At 70.6% G+C, this 19,317-nt stretch carries 15 protein-coding genes and 1 riboswitch; of the genes, 6 read left to right on the plus strand and 9 right to left on the minus strand.

Annotation, left to right across the window (positions count from 1 at the left end; genetic code table 11):
* Nucleotides 1–54: 54 nt before the first annotated feature.
* The 5 genes from IF45_RS0106785 to IF45_RS0106805 form a co-directional block, all read right to left on the minus strand.
* Nucleotides 55–1,107, minus strand: coding sequence for a ribonucleotide-diphosphate reductase subunit beta (locus IF45_RS0106785; protein ID WP_003950764.1), 1,053 nt, complete (start codon nt 1,105–1,107; stop codon nt 55–57).
* A complete protein-coding gene (locus IF45_RS0106790) occupies nt 1,107–3,482 on the minus strand; it encodes a ribonucleoside-diphosphate reductase subunit alpha (protein ID WP_030306227.1) in 2,376 nt (791 codons plus the stop codon). Before IF45_RS0106790 ends, IF45_RS0106785 begins: the two co-directional genes overlap by 1 nt.
* Nucleotides 3,483–3,622: 140 nt before the next feature.
* Nucleotides 3,623–3,751, minus strand: a riboswitch (cobalamin riboswitch).
* 360 nt (nt 3,752–4,111) lie between these two features.
* Nucleotides 4,112–4,354, minus strand: coding sequence for a YbdD/YjiX family protein (locus tag IF45_RS0106795; RefSeq protein WP_003950767.1), 243 nt, complete (start codon nt 4,352–4,354; stop codon nt 4,112–4,114).
* Nucleotides 4,351–6,585 carry a carbon starvation CstA family protein gene (locus IF45_RS0106800; RefSeq protein WP_015507120.1) on the minus strand — a complete coding sequence of 745 codons (2,235 nt, stop codon included), beginning with the start codon at nt 6,583–6,585 and terminating at the stop codon, nt 4,351–4,353. The genes IF45_RS0106795 and IF45_RS0106800 overlap by 4 nt, the downstream gene beginning before the upstream one ends.
* Nucleotides 6,586–7,085: 500 nt before the next feature.
* The gene (locus IF45_RS0106805; protein ID WP_003950769.1) at nt 7,086–7,874 is read right to left on the minus strand and encodes a GntR family transcriptional regulator; all 789 of its coding nucleotides are present in this window, start codon (nt 7,872–7,874) and stop codon (nt 7,086–7,088) included.
* 286 nt (nt 7,875–8,160) lie between these two features.
* Here IF45_RS0106805 and IF45_RS0106810 point away from each other — a divergent pair, with 286 nt between their 5' ends.
* The 4 genes from IF45_RS0106810 to IF45_RS0106825 all read left to right on the plus strand — a co-directional run bounded on the left by IF45_RS0106810 (nt 8,161) and on the right by IF45_RS0106825 (nt 12,953).
* Nucleotides 8,161–9,459 carry a sugar ABC transporter substrate-binding protein gene (locus tag IF45_RS0106810; RefSeq protein WP_003950770.1) on the plus strand — a complete coding sequence of 433 codons (1,299 nt, stop codon included), beginning with the start codon at nt 8,161–8,163 and terminating at the stop codon, nt 9,457–9,459.
* 91 nt (nt 9,460–9,550) lie between these two features.
* Entirely contained in the window at nt 9,551–10,558 is a 1,008-nt protein-coding gene (locus IF45_RS0106815) for a carbohydrate ABC transporter permease (RefSeq protein ID WP_018470740.1), read from the plus strand.
* Nucleotides 10,555–11,454, plus strand: a complete 900-nt coding sequence (locus tag IF45_RS0106820; RefSeq protein WP_003950772.1) for a carbohydrate ABC transporter permease — start codon at nt 10,555–10,557, stop codon at nt 11,452–11,454. Before IF45_RS0106815 ends, IF45_RS0106820 begins: the two co-directional genes overlap by 4 nt.
* A 5-nt stretch (nt 11,455–11,459) precedes the next feature.
* A complete protein-coding gene (locus tag IF45_RS0106825) occupies nt 11,460–12,953 on the plus strand; it encodes a glycoside hydrolase family 3 protein (RefSeq protein ID WP_030306231.1) in 1,494 nt (497 codons plus the stop codon).
* A 146-nt stretch (nt 12,954–13,099) separates the two neighbouring features.
* On the opposite strand, the gene nagB is transcribed toward IF45_RS0106825, so the two are convergent.
* Nucleotides 13,100–13,882, minus strand: coding sequence for a glucosamine-6-phosphate deaminase (gene nagB / locus IF45_RS0106830; RefSeq protein ID WP_008415730.1), 783 nt, complete (start codon nt 13,880–13,882; stop codon nt 13,100–13,102).
* A 584-nt stretch (nt 13,883–14,466) separates the two neighbouring features.
* Between nagB and IF45_RS0106835 the strand changes: the two genes are divergently transcribed.
* The gene (locus IF45_RS0106835) at nt 14,467–15,933 is read left to right on the plus strand and encodes a sensor histidine kinase (RefSeq protein ID WP_008415733.1); all 1,467 of its coding nucleotides are present in this window, start codon (nt 14,467–14,469) and stop codon (nt 15,931–15,933) included.
* A 220-nt stretch (nt 15,934–16,153) separates the two neighbouring features.
* On the opposite strand, the gene IF45_RS0106840 is transcribed toward IF45_RS0106835, so the two are convergent.
* Together IF45_RS0106840 and IF45_RS0106845 are read right to left on the minus strand one after the other, a co-directional pair.
* A complete protein-coding gene (locus IF45_RS0106840) occupies nt 16,154–16,411 on the minus strand; it encodes a WhiB family transcriptional regulator (RefSeq protein ID WP_003950777.1) in 258 nt (85 codons plus the stop codon).
* Between the two features lie 318 nt (nt 16,412–16,729).
* Complete coding sequence (locus IF45_RS0106845) at nt 16,730–17,698, minus strand: diacylglycerol/lipid kinase family protein (protein ID WP_003950779.1); 969 nt, start codon at nt 17,696–17,698, stop codon at nt 16,730–16,732.
* A 100-nt stretch (nt 17,699–17,798) separates the two neighbouring features.
* Between IF45_RS0106845 and IF45_RS0106850 the strand changes: the two genes are divergently transcribed.
* Nucleotides 17,799–18,224, plus strand: a complete 426-nt coding sequence (locus IF45_RS0106850; RefSeq protein WP_015507118.1) for a hypothetical protein — start codon at nt 17,799–17,801, stop codon at nt 18,222–18,224.
* Between the two features lie 9 nt (nt 18,225–18,233).
* Here IF45_RS0106850 and IF45_RS0106855 read toward each other — a convergent pair whose 3' ends face one another.
* On the minus strand, nt 18,234–19,313 hold the full coding sequence (locus tag IF45_RS0106855) for an RNA polymerase sigma factor SigF (RefSeq protein WP_015507117.1): 1,080 nt from the start codon (nt 19,311–19,313) through the stop codon (nt 18,234–18,236).
* Between the last annotated feature and the right edge of the window lie 4 nt (nt 19,314–19,317).

The raw sequence follows: 19,317 nt of genomic DNA on the forward strand, positions 1-19,317 counted from the left end.
CCCGGCCCTCAGGACGAGGGGCCGGGCGGCGGGCGTTGGCGTTGGCGGGGCCGGTCAGAAGTCGTCGTCGAAGGAGACGGTGCCCTCGACCGCGACCTGGTAGGCCGAGACCCGGCGCTCGAAGAAGTTGGTCAGCTCCTGCACACCCTGCAGCTCCATGAAGGAGAACGGGTTCTGCGAGCCGTACACCGGGGCGAAGCCCAGCCGGGTGAGCCGCTGGTCGGCGACGCACTCCAGGTACTCGCGCATCGACTCGGTGTTCATGCCGGGCAGGCCGTCCCCGCACAGGTCCCGGGCGAACTGCAGCTCGGCCTCGACGGCCTCCTTGAGCATCGCGACGACCTGCTCCTGGAGCTTGTCGTCGAACAGCTCCGGCTCCTCCTTGCGGACCGTGTCGACCACGTCGAAGGCGAAGCTCATGTGCATCGTCTCGTCACGGAAGACCCAGTTGGTGCCGGTCGCCAGCCCGTGCAGCAGCCCGCGCGAGCGGAACCAGTACACGTAGGCGAAGGCCCCGTAGAAGAAGAGCCCCTCGATGCAGGCGGCGAAGCAGATCAGGTTGAGCAGGAACTTGCGGCGGTCCGCCTGGCTCTCCAACTGGTCCAGCTTGTCCACCGAGTCCATCCAGCGGAAGCAGAACTCCGCCTTCTCGCGGATCGAGGGGATGTTCTCCACCGCCGCGAAGGCGTCCGCGCGGTCGGCCGGGTCGGGCAGGTAGGTGTCGAGCAGCGTCAGATAGAACTGGACGTGCACGGCCTCCTCGAAGAGCTGCCGGCTCAGGTAGAGCCGCGCCTCGGGGGAGTTGATGTGCTTGTACAGGGTCAGCACGAGGTTGTTGGCGACGATCGAGTCACCCGTGGCGAAGAAGGCGACCAGCCGCCCGATCAGGTGCTGCTCACCCGGGGAGAGCTTCGCCAGGTCGGCGACGTCGGAGTGGAGGTCGACCTCCTCGACGGTCCAGGTGTTCTTGATCGCGTCCCGGTAGCGCTCGTAGAAGTCCGGGTACCGCATCGGGCGCAGGGTCAGCTCGAAGCCGGGGTCGAGCAGGTTCTTCGCCGCGCCGACGGTGTGCGCGTTCGCTGCCGGGGTGGTGTCGGGGGTGGTCATTACTGGCATGCCTCGCAGGACTCGGGGTTCTCCAGGGAGCAGGCGATGGCCTCCGCGTCGGGGGCCGCCTGCGCCGGGACGGTGGCGGTGGCGGGGGCGGAGCCGCCGGCGGCGCGGGCGATCCGCGTGGCCGGGCGGGACCGCAGGTAGTACGTGGTCTTCAGCCCCTTCTTCCAGGCGTACGCGTACATCGAGCTGAGCTTGCCGATGGTGGGCGTCTCCATGAACAGGTTGAGCGACTGGCTCTGGTCCAGGAACGGGGTCCGGGCCGCCGCCATGTCGATCAGGCCGCGCTGCGGCAGCTCCCAGGCGGTGCGGTACAGCGCCCGCAGCTCCTCGGGAATCCACGCGAAGCCCTGGACCGACCCGCTCGCCTCACGCAGCGCCTCGCGGGTGCGGGCGTCCCAGACGCCCAGCCGCTTCAGGTCCTCCACCAGGTAGGAGTTGACCTGGAGGAACTCCCCGCTCAGCGTCTCGCGCTTGAAGAGGTTGGAGACCTGCGGCTCGATGCACTCGTAGACACCGGCGATCGAGGCGATGGTGGCCGTCGGGGCGATGGCGAGGAGCAGCGCGTTCCGCATGCCGCTCTCCGCGACCCGGGCGCGCAGCGCCTCCCACCGCTCCGGCCAGGCCAGGTCGGTGTCGTAGTGGTCCGGGTGGAGCACGCCCTGGGCGGTGCGGGTGCGGTCCCAGTTCGGCAGCGGGCCGTTCTTCTCGGCGAGGTCGCAGGAGGTCTCGTACGCGGTGAGCATGATGCGCTCGGCGATCCGGGTGGAGAGCCGCTGGGCCTTGGGGGAGTCGAAGGGCAGCCGGAGCTGGAAGAAGACGTCCTGGAGCCCCATCGCGCCCAGGCCCACCGGCCGCCAGCGGGAGTTGGAGCGCTCGGCCTGCTCGGTCGGGTAGAAGTTGATGTCGACCACGCGGTCGAGGAAGACGACGGCGGTGCGCACCGCCTCGTCCAGCCGCTCCCAGTCGATCGCGCCGCCGTCGACGAAGGCGCCGAGGTTGACCGAGCCGAGGTTGCAGACGGCCGTCTCGCCGTCGTCGGTGACCTCCAGGATCTCCGTGCACAGGTTCGAGGAGTGCACGGTGTGGCCCGGCAGCGCCGTCTGGTTGGCGGTGCGGTTGGAGGCGTCCTTGAAGGTCATCCAGCCGTTGCCGGTCTGAGCCAGGGTGCGCATCATCCGGCCGTACAGCTCGCGCGCCGGGATGGTCCGCCGGGCCAGCCCCCGCGCCTCGGCCGCGCGGTAGGCCGCGTCGAAGGCGTCGCCCCACAGGTCGGTCAGCTCGGGGACGTCCGAGGGAGAGAAGAGCGACCAGTCGGCGTCGGCGTCGACCCGGCGCATGAACTCGTCCGGGATCCAGTGCGCGAGGTTGAGGTTGTGGGTGCGCCGGGCCTCCTCGCCGGTGTTGTCCCGCAGCTCCAGGAACTCCTCGACGTCGGCGTGCCAGGTCTCCAGGTAGACCGCGGCCGCGCCTTTGCGCCGACCGCCCTGGTTGACCGCGGCCACCGAGGCGTCGAGCGTGTTGAGGAACGGCACGATGCCGTTGGAGTGCCCGTTGGTGCCGCGGATCAGCGAACCCCGGGCGCGGATACGGGAGTAGGCGAGGCCGATGCCGCCGGCGTGCTTGGAGAGCCGGGCGACCTGGTGGTAGCGGTCGTAGATCGACTCCAGCTCGTCCTTGGGGGAGTCCAGCAGGTAGCAGGAGGACATCTGCGGGTGCCGGGTGCCGGAGTTGAAGAGGGTGGGGGAGGAGGGCAGGTAGGAGAGGGCGCTCATCAGCCGGTAGAGCGAGGCGACCTCGTCGAGGGCCCGCGCCGAGTCGTCCTCGGCGAGGCCGCAGGCGACGCGGAGCATGAAGTGCTGGGGCGTCTCGATGACCTGGCGGGTGTGCGGGTGGCGCAGCAGGTAGCGGCTGTGCACGGTGCGCAGGCCGAAGTAGCCGAAGCGGTCGTCGGCCGCCGGGTCGACCAGAGCGTCGAGCCGCTCGGCGTGCGCGGTGACGAAGGCGGCGGTGCGGTCCGCGATCAGGCCCTCGCGGTGGCCCGTGGCGACCGACTCGGTGAAGGTGGTGACGCCCTGGCCCGCGGCCTCCTCGGCGATGGTGCGGGTCAGCAGGCGGGCGGCGAGCCGGGAGTAGGCGGGGTCCTCGGAGATCAGACCGGCGGCGGCCTCCGTCGCGAGCGACCGCAGCTCGGCCTCGTCCGAGGCGGCGTTGCGGCCCCGGAGCGCGGCGGCGGCGACCCGGCCGGGGTCGGTGTCGGGGAGATCCGCGGTGAGGTCGGTGAGGGTACGCAGCAGCGCGTCCCCGGGGCCCTGGATCTCCTCGGCCCGCACCTCGGCCGTCGACGGATCGGCTGGCGCGATGGTCATGAAGCTCTCCCTCGCTCGGCTCGGAGCCTCGCGGAGGGCAGCGGGTACGGGCGGGACGCCGGGCTTGAGGGCACACGGCTCCGCACGCGTCCGCGAGCCCATTCCACGAGGCCCGGACGACATCGGCACCCGGACCGGACGGCCGGGTGCGCTGTTCGGCAGGTCTTCGGACTCGCGGGTACGCGAAAGCGCACCAACACACCGTTGCGGGACAGTTCCGGACTTCCACCGGATTCCCCTGCGGCGACAGCGAGCATGAGCATACATCTTGTGCTGCGCTCGCGAAGCGGCCCCATATCTTGTGTCGGGTGTGCTGTGAGGTGGGTCATTCGACCCCACCCGCACCGGATGCCCCACCCTCGCGGAGACGCCCTCGGGCGGGGCCGGGGCGCCCGTCGGACAGGGCGTCAGCGGGCCGCTGAGGGGCCGTCGGCGGGCCGTCGACGCCCCGGAGGGGGAACGGCCCGGGGGCGGGCCCGGAGGGATCTCACGGGCGGCGCGCGGAGCTCCACGGCGACCTCGCAGAGCGTACGCGCCCGGACCGGTACGGCGGTCGCCAGGGCCCCCGGCCCGGGAAACGGCGAAGCCGCCGGCCCCCTCGTTCGGGGGCCGGCGGCTTCATCCGGCGGTCAGCAGCAGCGGAATCCGTCGCGCGGGTCCGCCTCGCGGGCGTCCATGCGACTGCGTTCGAACTGCCTGCGGGTCATCACCTCGGCGTCCGGGTCGTGGCGCCGGACGTGCGCGGCGTACTTCTCGTACGCCGTCTCGCCCGACACCTCCCGGACGTACCAGCCGATCCAGCGGACGCCGGCGCGTACGCGGTGGGCCAGGACGCCGAGGCGTCCGGGGTGGTGGGCCGCCTCGCCGCTCATGCCTGGCCGCCGCCCTGCTTCGCGGGGGCGTCGCCGTCGCCGTCGCCGTCACCGGCGGAGGCGGAGGCGGGGGCTCCGGCGCCGACGAGGGCCAGTTCGGCCTTCTCCTCGGAGGTGGCGAACATCCCGGCCGGGGCGACGATCTTCGACTGCTCGAAGGGCGCCTCGGCCAGCTTGACCGACTCGGGCTTGCGGATCGCGTTGTAGCTGACGCGGCCCGCGTCGACCAGGACGATGATGATCAGCACCGCGAAGACGATGGACAGGACGCCGTCCACGGTGGAGTTGGTCACCACGGTGTGCATGTCGCTCATCGACTTGGCCGGGGCCAGCACCTCGCCCGCGTCGATGCCGTCCTGGTACTTGGCGCGCTGGGCGAAGAAGCCGATCGCCGGGTTGTCCGAGAAGACCTTCTGCCAGCTCGCGGTGAGCGTGACGGCCACGTCCCAGGCGAGCGGTATGCCCGTCACCCAGGCCCACTTGAGGCGGCCCGACTTGATCAGCAGCGTGGTGCAGACGGCCAGCGCGACGGCGGCCAGCAGCTGGTTGGCGATACCGAAGAGCGGGAAGAGCTGGTTGATGCCGCCCAGCGGGTCGTGGACGCCGACCCAGAGGAAGTAGCCCCAGCAGCCGACGACGACCGCCGAGGTCAGCCAGACGCCCGGCCACCAGCTGACGCGGCGCATCGGCTTCCAGACGTTGCCCAGGGTGTCCTGGAGCATGAAGCGGCCGACCCGCGTACCGGCGTCGACGGTGGTGAGGATGAAGAGCGCCTCGAACATGATCGCGAAGTGGTACCAGAACGCCTTCATCCCGGCGCCGCCCAGCGCGGCCGCGAAGATCTCGGCCATACCGAGGGCGAAGGTGGGCGCGCCGCCGGTCCGCGACAGCAGCGAGGCCTCCTCGACGTCCTTCGCCGCCTGGGCCAGTTGGTCCGGGCTGATGGTGAAGCCGAGGTTGGCGACCGCCTCCGAGGCACTCTGGACGGTGTCACCGAGGACGCCGGCCGGGGAGTTGATCGCGAAGTAGAGGCCCGGGTCGATGATGCAGGCGGCGATCATCGCCATGATGGCGACGAACGACTCGGTGAGCATCGCGCCGTACCCGATCATCCGGATCTGGGTCTCCTTCTGGACCATCTTCGGGGTGGTGCCCGAGGAGACCAGGGAGTGGAAGCCGGAGAGCGCGCCACAGGCGATGGTGATGAAGACGAACGGGAAGAGCGAGCCGGAGAAGACCGGGCCCGCGCCGCTGGTCGCGAAGGAGGTGACGCCGTCCATCTTCAGCGTCGGCATCGCGATGATGACGCAGACCGCCATCAGCACGATCGTGCCGACCTTCATGAAGGTGGAGAGGTAGTCACGCGGGGCGAGCAGCATCCAGACCGGCAGCACCGAGGCGAAGAAGCCGTAGACCACCATCCAGATGACCAGGGTGCCCGGCTCCAGGGTGAAGAAGTCCGCCATGGAGGACTCGGCGACCCAGCCGCCGCCCACGATCGCCAGCAGCAGCAGGGCGACGCCGAGGACGGAGACCTCGGTGACCTTGCCGGGGCGCAGCGTGCGCAGGTAGACGCCCATGAAGAGGGCGATCGGGATGGTCATGCCGATGGAGAAGACGCCCCACGGCGAGCCGGCCAGCGCGTTGACGATGACGAGGGCCAGCACCGCCAGCAGGATGATCATGATCATGAAGACCGCGATCAGGGCGGCGACACCGCCGACCGGGCCGATCTCGTCCCGGGCCATCTGGCCGAGCGAACGGCCGTTGCGCCGGGTGGAGAAGAAGAGGGTGACCATGTCCTGGACGGCACCGGCGAAGATCACGCCCGCCACGATCCAGATGGTGCCCGGCAGGTAGCCCATCTGGGCCGCCAGGATCGGGCCGACCAGCGGGCCCGCACCCGCGATCGCCGCGAAGTGGTGGCCGAAGAGCACCCGGCGGTCCGTCGGCTGGAAATCGACGCCGTTGTCCAGGCGCTCCGCCGGGGTGGCCCGGTTCTTGTCGACCTTCAGGACCTTGTTGGCGATGAACCGCGAGTAGAAGCGGTACGCGATGGCGTACGAGCCGAGGGCCGCCGCCAGCATCCAGATGGCGGAGATCTCCTCGCCCCGGGAGAGCGCCAGTACGCTCCAGGCGATGGCGCCGACCACGGCGACCAACGACCAGACGGCGATGGATTTGGCGGACAGCTTCCGGTTTCCGGAGGCGGGTGGAGCCGGCTCGGCCATGATGGTCCCCTCACATGAGCGCTGGCGGAAACACCTGCGCTGAACTCCTGCAATGCGTCGGAAATGTAGGCGACAGGTCCGGGCTTTGACACCCCCTGTCCGCGTATCGGAACGGCAACGACTTCACATCCGGCGCAACCCTGAGCCGTGGCCGTCGCGTCCCCGCCCCTTACGCACGCCTCCCCGCGCATTTGTCCCCCGCGGGGCGGGCGCCCCGCCCGAGCGGCCCTTCGCCGATCACCCCCCAACCGTGACCTTCCGCCGGGGAGGTGCGTACCCCGCGCCGCCCGGTGGTCATGCGCGGAAAAGCACACACGTACGAGCGAATTGCCCGGCGGGGCTCAGGCGGGGGCGAGTGGGGTCATTACCGGGTGGCCGGAAAATGGGCTTCGATTTCCTGCCAAGTACCCCGGGGTTACCCGTCGGCCCGTATGCCGGACATGGGAAAGGGCGGCATCCCCGGTGAGGGGTGCCGCCCCGCTGTCCTCCGTGCGCCGGTCCTACTCCACCGGCCGCTTCAGGCGGGCCAGGAACTTGTACCGGTCGCCGCGGTAGACCGAGCGCACCCACTCCACCGGCGCGCCGCTCTCGTCGCGGGAGTGGCGGGAGAGCATGAGCATCGGCAGGCCCACGTCGGTGGCGAGCAGGGCGGCCTCGCGCGGGGTGGCGAGCGAGGTCTCGATGGTCTCCTCGGCCTCGGCCGGGCGCACCCCGTAGACCTCGTAGAGCGCCGTGTAGAGAGAGGTGTACTTGACCAGGGAGCGGCGCAGGGCGGGGAAGCGCTTGGCGGAGAGGTGGGTGGTCTCGATCGCCATCGGCTCGCCGCTGGCCAGCCGGAGCCGCTCGATGCGCAGCACCCGGCCGCCCGCGGTGATGTCGAGCAGGGAGGCGAGGGAGTCGTCGGCGGTGATGTAGCCGACCTCCAGCAGCTGCGAGGTGGGCTCCAGGCCCTGGGCGCGCATGTCCTCGGTGTAGGAGGTCAGCTGGAGCGCCTGGGAGACCTTGGGCTTGGCGACGAAGGTGCCCTTGCCCTGGATGCGTTCGAGCCGGCCCTCGACCACCAGCTCCTGGAGCGCCTGGCGCACCGTGGTCCGCGAGGTGTCGAACTCGGCGGCGAGCGTACGCTCGGGTGGCACGGAGGTGCCCGGCGGCAGCGTCCGCGTCATGTCGAGCAAGTGCCGCTTGAGACGGTAGTACTTGGGCACCCGCGTGGCCCGGACCGGACTGGTCGGCTCGGTGGCGGGCTCGTCGGCCGTCCGGGTCCTCGTACCGCCCGCGTCCGTCGTCATGGTCCGCCTCTCCGGCTCCTGTGCTGCTGCCGTCACCGGCTCCTCCGTCTGTCGCGGATCACATCGTGGCACGGCCGGTGATCGCCGGTCCGGACTCCCTCAGGTGTCGGTCCGATAACGGACGTGACTGCCCTTCTTATACACCCTTGACACCCCTAAAGGTCTAGGCCAAGCTCCGGCTTACTGGTCTACACCATTAAAGACCAGATCCCAGTCCCACGGCAGTAACTCGTCTTCGATGTCATCGCTGCGGGTGGGGGGTAGAGGGTTCCCTGAGGAGGGTGACGTGAAGCGCAAGCTCATTGCGGCCATCGGTGTCGCTGGCATGATGGCCGGTCTCGCGGCGTGCGGGGACTCGGAGACGGCGAGCAACGCCAAGCCCGAGGACCGCAAGGAAAACCTGACCGTCTGGCTGATGGTCGACGCCCAGAGCACCTGGCCGGAGCTGGTCAAGGACGTCAACGCGCAGTTCAAGAAGAAGTACCCCAATGTCAAGGTGAACGTCCAGTACCAGGGCTGGGCCGACAAGGCCAAGAAGCTCGACACCGCGCTCGGCGGGGACAAGTTCCCGGACGTCGTCGAGCTCGGCAACACCGAGACGATGCAGTACATCCTCAACGGCGCCCTCGCCGAGATCGACCCCAAGAAGTACGAGAACTCGGACACCTGGATCCAGGGCCTCACCGACACCTGCACCTTCGAGGGCAAGCAGTACTGCGTGCCTTACTACGCCGGTGCCCGCGTCGCGGTCTACAACCAGGAGATGCTGAAGAAGGCGACCGGCTCGGACGCCCTCCCCGAGACCGAGGACGCCTTCCTCAAGGCGATGGACAAGGTCTCCAAGGAGTACGGCGAGAAGGACAAGCGCTACTCCTCCCTCTACCTCCCGGGCCGTTACTGGTACGCGGCGATGTCCTACGTCGCGGCGTACGGCGGCCAGATCGCCGAGTACGACGAGGGCTCCAAGGAGTGGAAGGGCACGCTCTCCTCCCCCGAGTCCCAGAAGGGCATCCAGCACTTCGTCGACCTGGTCAAGAAGTACAACAAGGCGGACCTGACCAAGGACGAGCAGGACCACGCCAACGTCATGGCCAACGAGAAGGCCGGCGTCATCTACGGCAACGGCTGGGAGGCCGGCTCCGTCGTCGACGGCAAGAACAACGGCAACGCCAAGCTCGAAGGCAAGATCGCCACGGCCGGCATGCCCGGCCCCGAGGGCAAGGCGCTGCCTTCCTTCATCGGCGGCTCGGACCTCGGCATCGTCGAGAAGTCCAAGGCCAAGGACCTCGCGGAGGAGTGGGTCTCCCTCTTCACCAACGAGAAGTCCATGGAGGTTCTGGCCAGCAAGAACATCCTGCCGAACAACACCAAGCAGCTGGAGCCGCTGAAGGAGAAGCCGGAGACGGCCGCCGTCGCCAACGCGGTGCCGGACGCCTGGTTCACCCCGATCGCCCCGGGCTGGACCTCCATCGAGAAGGAGGAGGTCCTGAAGAACATGCTGCTCCAGATCATCAAGGGCGACTCCGTCGAGAAGGCCGCCAAGGCCGCCGACGCGAAGATCGACGAGCTGATCAACAAGGGCTGACGGGCCCCAGGATCACCGCGGACGGGACCCGCCTCACGCGGGTCCCGTCCGTCCCCTTGCGGTGCAGAACAGGAAACGGAAGGTCAGCCACGTGACTGCCGCCGAGACTCAGGCCGCCGACCCGCCGGCCGCCATACCGAGCGCTCCCCTCGACAAAGGGACCCCACCACCGGCGGGCACCCCGTCGAACTCCGGGCCGCCGAGACGGAAGAAGGGCGCGCTGCTGCCCTATCTCCTGATCCTCCCGGCGATCATCGCGGTCGCGGCCGTGTACGCCTTCCCGCTCGTCAAGTCGGTCATCATGTCCTTCCAGGACATGGGCCGCCGCGAACTCTGGTCCGGCAACACCCCGCCGTGGGTCGGCTTCGACCAGTACACGGCCATCCTCGCCGACAGCGAGTTCTGGTACGTCGTCGGCCGGACCGTGCTGTTCATGGCCGTCTGCGTCACCCTCACCATGGCGATCGGGCTGCTGCTCGCGCTGCTGATGATGCGGCTGACCACCTGGGTGCGGATCGTGCTGACGGTGGCGCTGATCGCCGCCTGGTCGATGCCGCTGATGGTCGCCGCCTCCATCTTCCGGTGGCTCTCCGACTCCGACTACGGCCTGATCAACACCCTGATCGCCAAGGTCGCCGGCGAGGACTTCCTCGGCCACAACTGGTTCCTCAACCCCTGGCAGGGCTTCGGCATCATCACCGCCCTGGTCGTCTGGGGCGCCATCCCCTTCGTGGTGGTCACCCTCTACGCCGCCCTCACCCAGGTCCCCAAGGAACTGGAGGAGGCCGCCGCCCTCGACGGCGCGACCGCGACCGGGATCTTCCGCTTCGTCACCTGGCCGGTGATCAAGCCGGTTTTCGTCATGGTCACCACCCTCTCGGTGATCTGGGACTTCAACGTCTTCGGCCAGATCTGGCTGCTGCGGGGCAACAAGCCGGAGCCGGAGTACGAGACCCTCGGCCTCTACTCCTTCTCCAAGGCGTTCTCCTCCACCTCGTTCAGCCAGGGCACCGCCATCGCCCTCATCACGGTCGTGCTGCTGTCCGGCGTGGCCGTCTACTACCTGCGCCAGCTGATGAAGACGGGAGAGGTCGAATGAGCACCGCGACCCAGACGCCCCGGACCGGTACCCCGGCGGCCGAGGCCCCCGAGCCCCAGGTCATCCGGCCCGACCGGAAGAGAACCCGGCTCGGCTACAACATCATCGCGCTGGTCACCGCGGCCGTCATGGCCTTCCCGGTCTACTGGCTGATCGTCAGCGCCCTGCGCCCCAACCACGAGATCCGGTCCTACGACCAGACCCTGTGGCCCTCGTCGATCACCTTCGACAACTTCGCCCGCGCGGTGAAGCAGGACAACTTCGTCACCGCGATCCAGTCCAGCCTCATCGTCTCGATCACCGCCGTCGTCGGCGGCATGATCATCGCCACCCTGGCGGCACTGGCCATCGGCCGCTTCCGCTTCTTCGGCCGCCGCGCCCTGCTGATGGTCCTCATCCTGGTCCAGATGCTGCCGCCGACCGCGATGCTCATCCCCATCTACGCCCAGCTCAACGCCATGGGCGGACTGGACGAGTACTGGGGCCTGATCGTCGTCTACCTGGTCTCCACACTGCCCTTCGCGGTGGTGATGATCCGCGGCTTCGTGGTCAACATCCCGGTCGAGCTGGAGGAGTCCGCGATGGTGGACGGGTGCACCCGGATGGGCGCCTTCCGCCGGGTCATCTTCCCCCTGCTCGCCCCCGGCCTCGCCGCCGCGTCGATCTTCGCGCTGGTCAACGCCTGGAACGAGTACCTCTTCGCGTACATCCTGATCAACGACAACTCCAAGTACACGCTCAACGTGTGGCTGATGACCTTCACCACCGAGCGCGGAACGGACTACGGCGCGCTGATGGCCGCCTCCACGATGATCGCCCTCCCGGTCGTCATCTTCTTCATGATCATCCAGTCCAAGATGGCGGCCGGCCTCACCTCCGGCGCCGTGAAGGGATGAGCACGATGACCGCCCAGCCCACCACCGTCTCCGGTGACCAGCTCACCCGTGACGCCCTCGCCGTCCTCCAGCCCGGCTTCACCGGCACCGAGGCCCCCGAGTGGCTTCTGCGGCAGATCCGCGGCGGCCTCACCTCCGTCGGGCTCTTCGGCCGCAACATCACCTCGCCCGGCCAGCTCTCCGCCCTCACCGCGCAGCTCCGCGCCGAGCGCGAGGAAATCCTCGTCGCCATCGACGAGGAGGGCGGCGACGTCACCCGCCTGGAGGTCGTCGACGGCTCCTCCGTCCCTGGCAACCACGCCCTGGGCGCGGTCGACGACCCGGAGCTGACCCGCGCCGTCGCCCATGAGCTGGCCCGCCGGCTCGCCGACTGCGGCGTCCACCTCAACTGGGCGCCCTCGGCCGACGTCAACTCCGACCCCGACAACCCGGTCATCGGTGTCCGCTCCTTCGGCTCCGACCCGGACCTGGTCGCCCGGCACACCGCCGCCTACGTCGAGGGCATGCAGTCCGCCGGCGTCGCCGCCTGCACCAAGCACTTCCCCGGGCACGGCGACACCGCGGTCGACTCCCACCACGCGCTGCCGACCATCGGGGTCGGCGCGGACGTCCTGGCCGCCCGTGACCTCACCCCGTTCCGGGCCGCCGTCGCGGCCGGGTCCAAGGCGGTCATGAGCGCCCACATCCTGGTCCCCGCGCTCGACCCGGACCAGCCGGCCACCCTCAGCCGCCGCATCCTCACCGGCCTGCTCCGCGAGGAACTGGGCTACGAGGGCCTCATCGTCACCGACGGCATGGAGATGCAGGCCATCTCCGCGACCTACGGCATCGAGCGCGGCAGCGTCCTGGCCATCGCCGCGGGCGCCGACGCGATCTGCGTCGGCGGCGGGCTCGCCGACGAGCAGACGGTGATCAAGCTCCGGGACACCCTGGTCGCCGCCGTCCGCTCCGGCGAACTGGCCGAGGAGCGGCTGGCCGACGCCGCCGCCCGGGTCCGCGCGCTGGCCGCCTGGACCACCGCCACGCCCCGCGCCACGGGGGAGCGCACCCCGGACATCGGCCTGGTCGCCGCGCGCCGGGCGCTGGAGATCACCCGCACCGAGGAGCACCGGGCGCTGACCGGCACCCCGCACGTGGTCTCCTTCGCCCCGGTCGCCAACATCGCCGTCGGCGACGAGACCCCCTGGGGCGTCGCCGCGGAGCTGGCGGCCCGCCTGCCCGGCACCACCTCCGCCTCCTACACCGAGCAGGACGGCGCGGAGCTGGCCGCCCGCGTCCTCGCCGAGGCGGGGGAGCGGCGGCTGGTCGCCGTCGTCCGCGACGAGCACCGGCACCCGTGGATGGCCCGCGCCCTGGACGGACTCCTCGCGGCCCGCCCGGACACCGTGGTGGTCGAGATGGGCATCCCGCAGTCCGCTCCGCGCGGCTCGCTGCACGTGGCCACGCACGGCGCCTCCCGTGTCTGCGGCCAGGCCGCCGCCGAGGCCGTCACCACCTGACCCCGGGGCCGGGGCGCGAAGCCGCCCCCTGCCCCGGAACGCGCCCGCCCCCACCACCCCGGGGACGGGCGCGGTCGTCTCCGGGGACGACGGAAGCCCGGCCGGAACACTCCGGCCGGACTTCCGTCGTCCTCCATGTCCGTCCCCTAGATCCCCTGCCACTTCGGCTTGGCGGCGTAGGTGTCGCGGAAGTACGGGGCGAGCCGCAGCTTGGAGGCGGCGGCCTCGTCCACCACCACGGTCGCGTGCGGGTGGAGCTGGAGCGCGGAGGCGGGCACCACCGAGGCGACCGGGCCCTCCACGGTGTCGGCCACGGCCTGCGCCTTGCCCTCGCCGGTGGCCAGCAGCACCAGGTGGCGGGCGTCCAGGATGGTGCCGATGCCCTGGGTGATGACGTGGTGGGGGACCTCGTCCAGGCTGTCGAAGAACCGGGCGTTGTCCCGCCGGGTCTGCTCGGTCAGCGTCTTGATCCGGGTGCGCGAGGCGAGCGAGGAGCACGGCTCGTTGAACCCGATGTGCCCGTCGGTACCGATCCCCAGCAACTGGAGGTCCACGCCCCCGGCCACCCCGAGCGCCGCGTCGTACGCCTCGCAGGCGGCCTGGACGTCCTCGGCGGAGCCGTCGGGCCCCATGAAGGACGAGGCCGGCAGCCCGAGCGGCTCGACGACCTCACGCAGCACCACCGAGCGGTACGACTCCGGGTGCCCGGGCGGCAGCCCCACGTACTCGTCGAGCTGGCAGATCCGGGCCCGCGAGGCGTCCACGGCACCGTCGGCGACCTTGGCCGCCAGCGCCTGGTAGACGGGCAGCGGGGTCGAGCCCGTGGCCACCCCGAGCAGGGCGTCGGGCTTGCGCCGCAGCAGGGCGGCGATGGCGTCGGCGATCAGCTCGCCGCCCGTCCTGGCGTCCGGAACGATGACAACTTCCACGCGTGGCCTGCCGATCTGAGGTGGGACAGCTGGTATAGACCAATCTAACAGAGGGCGGGATCTTTCCGGGGTCCGAATCGCACCCCGGTGGCGCCCCGGTACCGGGAGGGTGAACCGCCCCGCTCCCGGGTCCGTGTTGAAGAAAGAGACGGCAGAGTGTGGACGCGGGGCGCCTGCCGTGAACTACTGAACAAAACCTTCGCCGCACACATGGACAGCGGCGAATGGTCTAGTCCACAATGGCGACACAGAAGCCTCCGCCCTCCCCGCACAGGAGGGTGGACCGGGGACCCGGCACTCTCTGCCCTGACTGTTCCGGCTCCCCCAGACCGGCCCACGGGACCGCACACCCGACGGCCGGTGGTTGCTCCGGGCTGCGGTGCCGGGCGGGTTGAGGGTCCCACCCAGGCGCCGCGGCCCGCGGGTGTTTCGGGGGCAGCCCGCACCGGCCCAAATCTAGCCCGGCCGGCGTTTGAGGCCATCTTGAAGCGGTACCCGGGCGGCCGCGCGCAGCCAGCCCCCGCCCGGCCCAGCCCCCGGGAAACCCCCGGCGCCAGCCGGGTACGCTCGCCGGTGTGCCGTCCATGAACGAACTCGTCCGCCAGCACACCGCTCTAGGTGACACCGACCTGGAGTGGCTGCACCTGCTGGTCTCGGAGTGGCAGCTGCTCTCCGACCTCTCCTTCGCCGACCTCATCCTGTGGGTCCCCACCCGGGACGGCACCCGCTACGTCTCGGTCGCCCAGATGCGCCCGAACACGGGCCCGACCTCGTACCAGAACGACATGGTCGGCCACCTGGTCCCGCGCGGCCGGCGCCCCATGCTCGACCTCGCCCTGGACGAGGGGCGCATCGTGCGCGAGGGCGACCCGGAGTGGCGCGAGGAGGTCCCGGTACGGGTCGAGTCCATCCCGGTCTGCCGGGAGGGGCGCATCCTCGGGGTCATCGCCCGCAACACCAACCTGCTGACCGTGCGCACCCCGAGCCGCCTGGAGCTGACCTACCTCCAGAGCGCCTCGGACCTGGCGCAGATGATCGCCGCCGGCAGCTTCCCCTTCGCCGACCAGCAGGGCGACACCGACGTCTCCCCGCGCGCCGGCGACGGCCTGATCCGCCTGGACGCCGACGGCATCGTCCAGTACGCCTCCCCGAATGCCCTCTCCGCGTACCACCGGCTCGGCCTCGCCGCCGACCTGGTCGGGCACCACCTCGGCCAGACCACGACCGAACTGGCCCCGGCCCGGGGCGCGGTCGACGAGGCGATGGTGAAGCTGGCCAGCGGGTGGGCGCCGCGCGAGGCGGAGGTGGAGGGGAGCGACGGCGTCATCCAGCTCCGGGCCATCCCGCTGCGGCCCAAGGGCACCCACATCGGTTCGCTGGTCCTGCTCCGCGACGTCACGGAACTGCGCCGCCGCGAACGCGAGTTGATGACCAAGGACGCCACCATCCGGGAGATCCACCACCGGGTGAAGAACAACCTCCAGACGGTGGCCGCCCTGCTCAGGCTCCAGGCCCGCCGGATCGACTCCGAGCGCGGGCGGGAGGCACTGGTGGAGGCGGTCCGCCGGGTCGGCTCGATCGCCATCGTCCACGAGACGCTCTCCCAGAACCTCGACGAGCGCGTGGAGTTCGACGAGATCGCCGACCGGGTCCTCGCGATGGTCGCCGAGATCTCGCCCGGCCGGGTCGAGGGCCGGCGCTCCGGCCGGTTCGGCATCCTCGACGCCGAGGTGGCCACCCCGCTCTCCATGGTCCTGACCGAAGTCCTCCAGAACGCCCTGGAACACGGCTTCCGCCCCGGCGACACCGGTGAGGTCGAGGTCTCGGCGGTGCGCGGCGGCACCCGTAAGGACGCCCGGCTGCTCATCACCGTGCAGGACAACGGGGTCGGCCTGCCCGAGGGGTTCGACGCGCACACCGCGGGCAATCTGGGGCTCCAGATCGTCCGGACCCTGGTGGAGGGGGAGTTGGGCGGGACGTTCGACATGAACAGCGCGCCCGAGGGCGGCACCCGCGTGCTGCTCGACATCCCGGTCCGCGGCGACCTCTGAAAAACCCGGGGGCGCCCGCGGTGAGCCGGGGGCGCCCGAGGCATTCAACAGGCGCGCGGCGCACGACCGTTGCGCGCCCGGGAATGCGCCGAGCCCCCGGACCCTGGTGGGGTCCGGGGGCTCGTTTCAGTCTTCGAGCGCATCCGGGGGTACTGCGCGCTGCGTTTCAAGGGCGGGGTGTGCGCACACGTCGTGCGCGCCGCCGGCCAGGCTCTGGGTGTCAGGCGCTCGCGTTGCGCGCCCGGTTGCGGGCGGCGCGGCGCTTCATTGCGCGGCGCTCGTCCTCGCTGAGGCCACCCCAGACGCCGGAGTCCTGACCGGACTCGAGCGCCCACTGCAGGCACTGCTCAGCAACGGGGCAGCGACGGCAGACGGCCTTGGCTTCCTCGATCTGCAGCAGCGCAGGACCGGTGTTGCCGATGGGGAAGAAGAGCTCGGGGTCTTCCTCGCGGCAAACGGCGTTGTGACGCCAGTCCATGGCTGCTACCTCTCCGTGGTGTTACATGCAAGTTGCTTGTGAATGTGAACGCTTTCACGAATCCCTCAACAAGTGAAGGGCCGACGACCAGATGGACTGGTGTGGTCCAGACTTTGAGGAGGGGTTCTGGCTCTCAGCGGAGGCCGGTGTTGCGGGCCGTCCCGAGCGCCATGTAGAGATTCCCAAACCTCGGCAGCGGATACAACCCCTTCCGGAAACTTTTTTCGGATTCCTCGGTGTCGGCTAGGTCACAGCCGTACTTCTATGGGGTGGACCCTGGCCTAAACGTTCGAGTGAAAGGACTTTTGCCCTTTCCGCTCACACAATCACACGCAGTGCACGGCGAACGCCTGCGAACGTCACGCTGGTACGCAGTCCTAGGTGGTCGCCGTCCATCTGGAAGGGCAGCGGAGCCTTCGAATGCAAGGTGAACTCGGTCAGGTCATGCCGTGACAGGGCGTGACGACCGCGAGGTCCGCGTTCGGGGCTCGATGCCAGCAATTGTGTGCCGTAGCGGGCCACCGCCATGGTGGAGAGCCTGCTCAGGCCGAAGATGTCCAAACCCGTGTCGAAGGAGGCGCGGGGCGAGGCGTATATCGGGCGGTTGCCCAGGTAGGTCCAGGGCGCGGTGTTGCAGACCACCGAGAGGACCAGGTCGTCGACGGGTTCCTGGCCCGGCTGCTCCAGGGTGATCAGGCCGTGCCGGCGGTGCGGCTCGCCGACGAACTGGCGCAGCACCTGGCGGACGTAGAGCGGGTGGGTGGAGCGGCGGCCGCGTTCGCGGTGCTGTTCGACCCGGCCGATCACCCCGGCGTCGAAGCCGAGTCCTGCGGTGAAGGTGAACCAGCGGCCCGGGACCGCCTCGTCCTCCGAACCGGGGGTGCCGCTCGCCAGGCCCAGGCTGACCGTGCGCTGGCTGCCGGTGCGCAGGGCGTCCAGCAGGGCGCCGGTCGCCTCCACCGGGTCGTTGGGCAGGCCGAGCGCGCGGGCGAAGACGTTGGTCGAACCGCCGGGGACGACGGCGAGGCCGGGCAGCCGGTCGGGGTCGGGGCCGTCGTGCAGAAGGCCGTTGACCACCTCGTTGACGGTGCCGTCGCCGCCGAGGGCGACCACCATGTCGACATCGGAGCTGGCCGCCGCGAGCCGTCCGATGTCCCGGGCGTGGCCGCGGTACTCGGTCGTCACCGCCTCCAGCTTGACCTCGCTGGCCAGCGCGTGGATCAGTACGTCCCGCGTACGGGCACTTGTGGTGGTTGCTGCCGGATTGACCACGAGGAGTGCGCGCATGCGTTGCAGCGTACCCAGCCACGGGCGCCCGGCTCACCCCGGTACGTCTCCGCGGGCCCCGGGGAGACGTCCGCCGGCCGGGCGGCGCTACCCTGCTGGGGTGAGTACTGAGCAGACCCCCACCGACCCGGGCCCGAGGCCCACCCGGCTCACCGTGGTCGCCGCCCTCGCGGCGGTGGAGGGTCTGGCGCTGGTCGTCGTCGGCCTCGTCCTCGCCGTCCGGGCCCTGCTCGGCGACGGGGAGCTGCGGTCGGCCCTGACCGGCGGCCTCACCCTGGTGGCGCTCGGCGTCATCCCGCTGGCCGCCGCCCGCGGGCTGCTGGCCCGCCGCAGCTGGAGCCGCGGGCCCGCCATCATCACGCAGATCCTGGCGCTGCCGGTGGCCTGGCAGTTCCTCCAGGCCGACAGCGTCCTCATCCCCGGCGGCGTCGTGCTCGCCGTGGTCGCGATCAGCGCGCTGGTGATGCTGGTCAACCCGGCGACCACCATCGACCTCGGCATCCGGCCGCCCGGCGCCGAGCGCTGACCGGGCCGGCTACTCCTCGACCAGGAGCTTCTCGCGCAGTTGCGCGAGCGTCCTGGCCAGCAGCCGGGAGACGTGCATCTGCGAGATGCCGACCTCCTGGGCGATCTGCGACTGGGTCATGTTGCCGAAGAAGCGGAGCAGCAGGATGCGCTTCTCGCGCGGCGGGAGATCCTCCAGCAGCGGCTTGAGCGACTCCCGGTACTCCACGCCCTCCAGCGCCTCGTCCTCCGAGCCGAGCGTGTCGGCGACGGCCGGGGACTCGTCGTCGGTGTCGGGGACGTCCAGGGAGAGCGTCGAGTAGGCGTTGGCCGACTCCAGGCCCTCCAGCACCTCCTCCTCGGAGATGCCCAGCTTCTCGGCCAGTTCGTGCACGGTCGGCGAGCGCCCGTGCCGCTGGGAGAGCTCGGCGGTGGCCGAGGTGAGCGAGAGCCGCAGCTCCTGGAGGCGGCGCGGCACCCGCACCGCCCACCCCTTGTCGCGGAAGTGCCGCTTGATCTCGCCGACCACCGTCGGCGTGGCGTAGGTGGAGAACTCCACGCCGCGCTCCGGGTCGAAGCGGTCGACCGACTTGATCAGGCCGATGGTCGCCACCTGGGTCAGGTCGTCGAGCGGCTCGCCGCGGTTGCGGAAGCGGCGGGCCAGGTGCTCGACCAGCGGCAGGTGCATCCGGACCAGCCGGTTGCGCAGCTCCGCGTATTCGGGGCCGCCGGCCGGCAGGGTGCGCAGCTCGATGAAGAGGGCGCGGGCGCCGCTGCGGTCGTGCGGGTCGGGGCGGTCCACGGGGGCGCCCGCCGGGGGCGCCTGGTCCTTCTGGTGCTCCGGCTGCTCGTCCTGCCCGCCCGGCTTCTCGTCCTGGTGCTTGTCCTCGGTCATTGGTCCCGCCTGCTCCGCGACATCCCAGGGGCCGTGCGCAGCCCGTCCGTCCTTCCCGCCCGGGGCGCGGGACGGTGGCCGCTCCACGCCCTCGGGGTGCTGCCGGGCCTGCTGCTGCCCCGGGAGGTTCCCCGGGGCGGCGGCAGGACCGGCGGCCGGTCGGTCCCCGCCGCCGGTCGCGGGGGGACTCCAGGTGCTGTGCGTCTCCTCAGGCACCGGT

The sequence above is a fragment of the Streptomyces albidoflavus genome, from assembly GCF_000719955.1.
Lineage (GTDB): Bacteria > Actinomycetota > Actinomycetes > Streptomycetales > Streptomycetaceae > Streptomyces > Streptomyces albidoflavus.

What these genes read in the sequence shown, in the direction of transcription:
- IF45_RS0106785 (WP_003950764.1), bottom strand. Translation starts at nt 1,107, where the DNA reads ATGACCACCCCCGACACCACCCCGGCAGCGAACGCGCACACCGTCGGC.
- IF45_RS0106790 (WP_030306227.1), bottom strand. Translation starts at nt 3,482, where the DNA reads ATGACCATCGCGCCAGCCGATCCGTCGACGGCCGAGGTGCGGGCCGAG.
- IF45_RS0106795 (WP_003950767.1), bottom strand. Translation starts at nt 4,354, where the DNA reads ATGAGCGGCGAGGCGGCCCACCACCCCGGACGCCTCGGCGTCCTGGCC.
- IF45_RS0106800 (WP_015507120.1), bottom strand. Translation starts at nt 6,585, where the DNA reads ATGGCCGAGCCGGCTCCACCCGCCTCCGGAAACCGGAAGCTGTCCGCC.
- IF45_RS0106805 (WP_003950769.1), bottom strand. Translation starts at nt 7,874, where the DNA reads ATGACGACGGACGCGGGCGGTACGAGGACCCGGACGGCCGACGAGCCC.
- IF45_RS0106820 (WP_003950772.1), top strand. Translation starts at nt 10,555, where the DNA reads ATGAGCACCGCGACCCAGACGCCCCGGACCGGTACCCCGGCGGCCGAG.
- IF45_RS0106825 (WP_030306231.1), top strand. Translation starts at nt 11,460, where the DNA reads ATGACCGCCCAGCCCACCACCGTCTCCGGTGACCAGCTCACCCGTGAC.
- IF45_RS0106835 (WP_008415733.1), top strand. Translation starts at nt 14,467, where the DNA reads ATGAACGAACTCGTCCGCCAGCACACCGCTCTAGGTGACACCGACCTG.
- IF45_RS0106840 (WP_003950777.1), bottom strand. Translation starts at nt 16,411, where the DNA reads ATGGACTGGCGTCACAACGCCGTTTGCCGCGAGGAAGACCCCGAGCTC.
- IF45_RS0106845 (WP_003950779.1), bottom strand. Translation starts at nt 17,698, where the DNA reads ATGCGCGCACTCCTCGTGGTCAATCCGGCAGCAACCACCACAAGTGCC.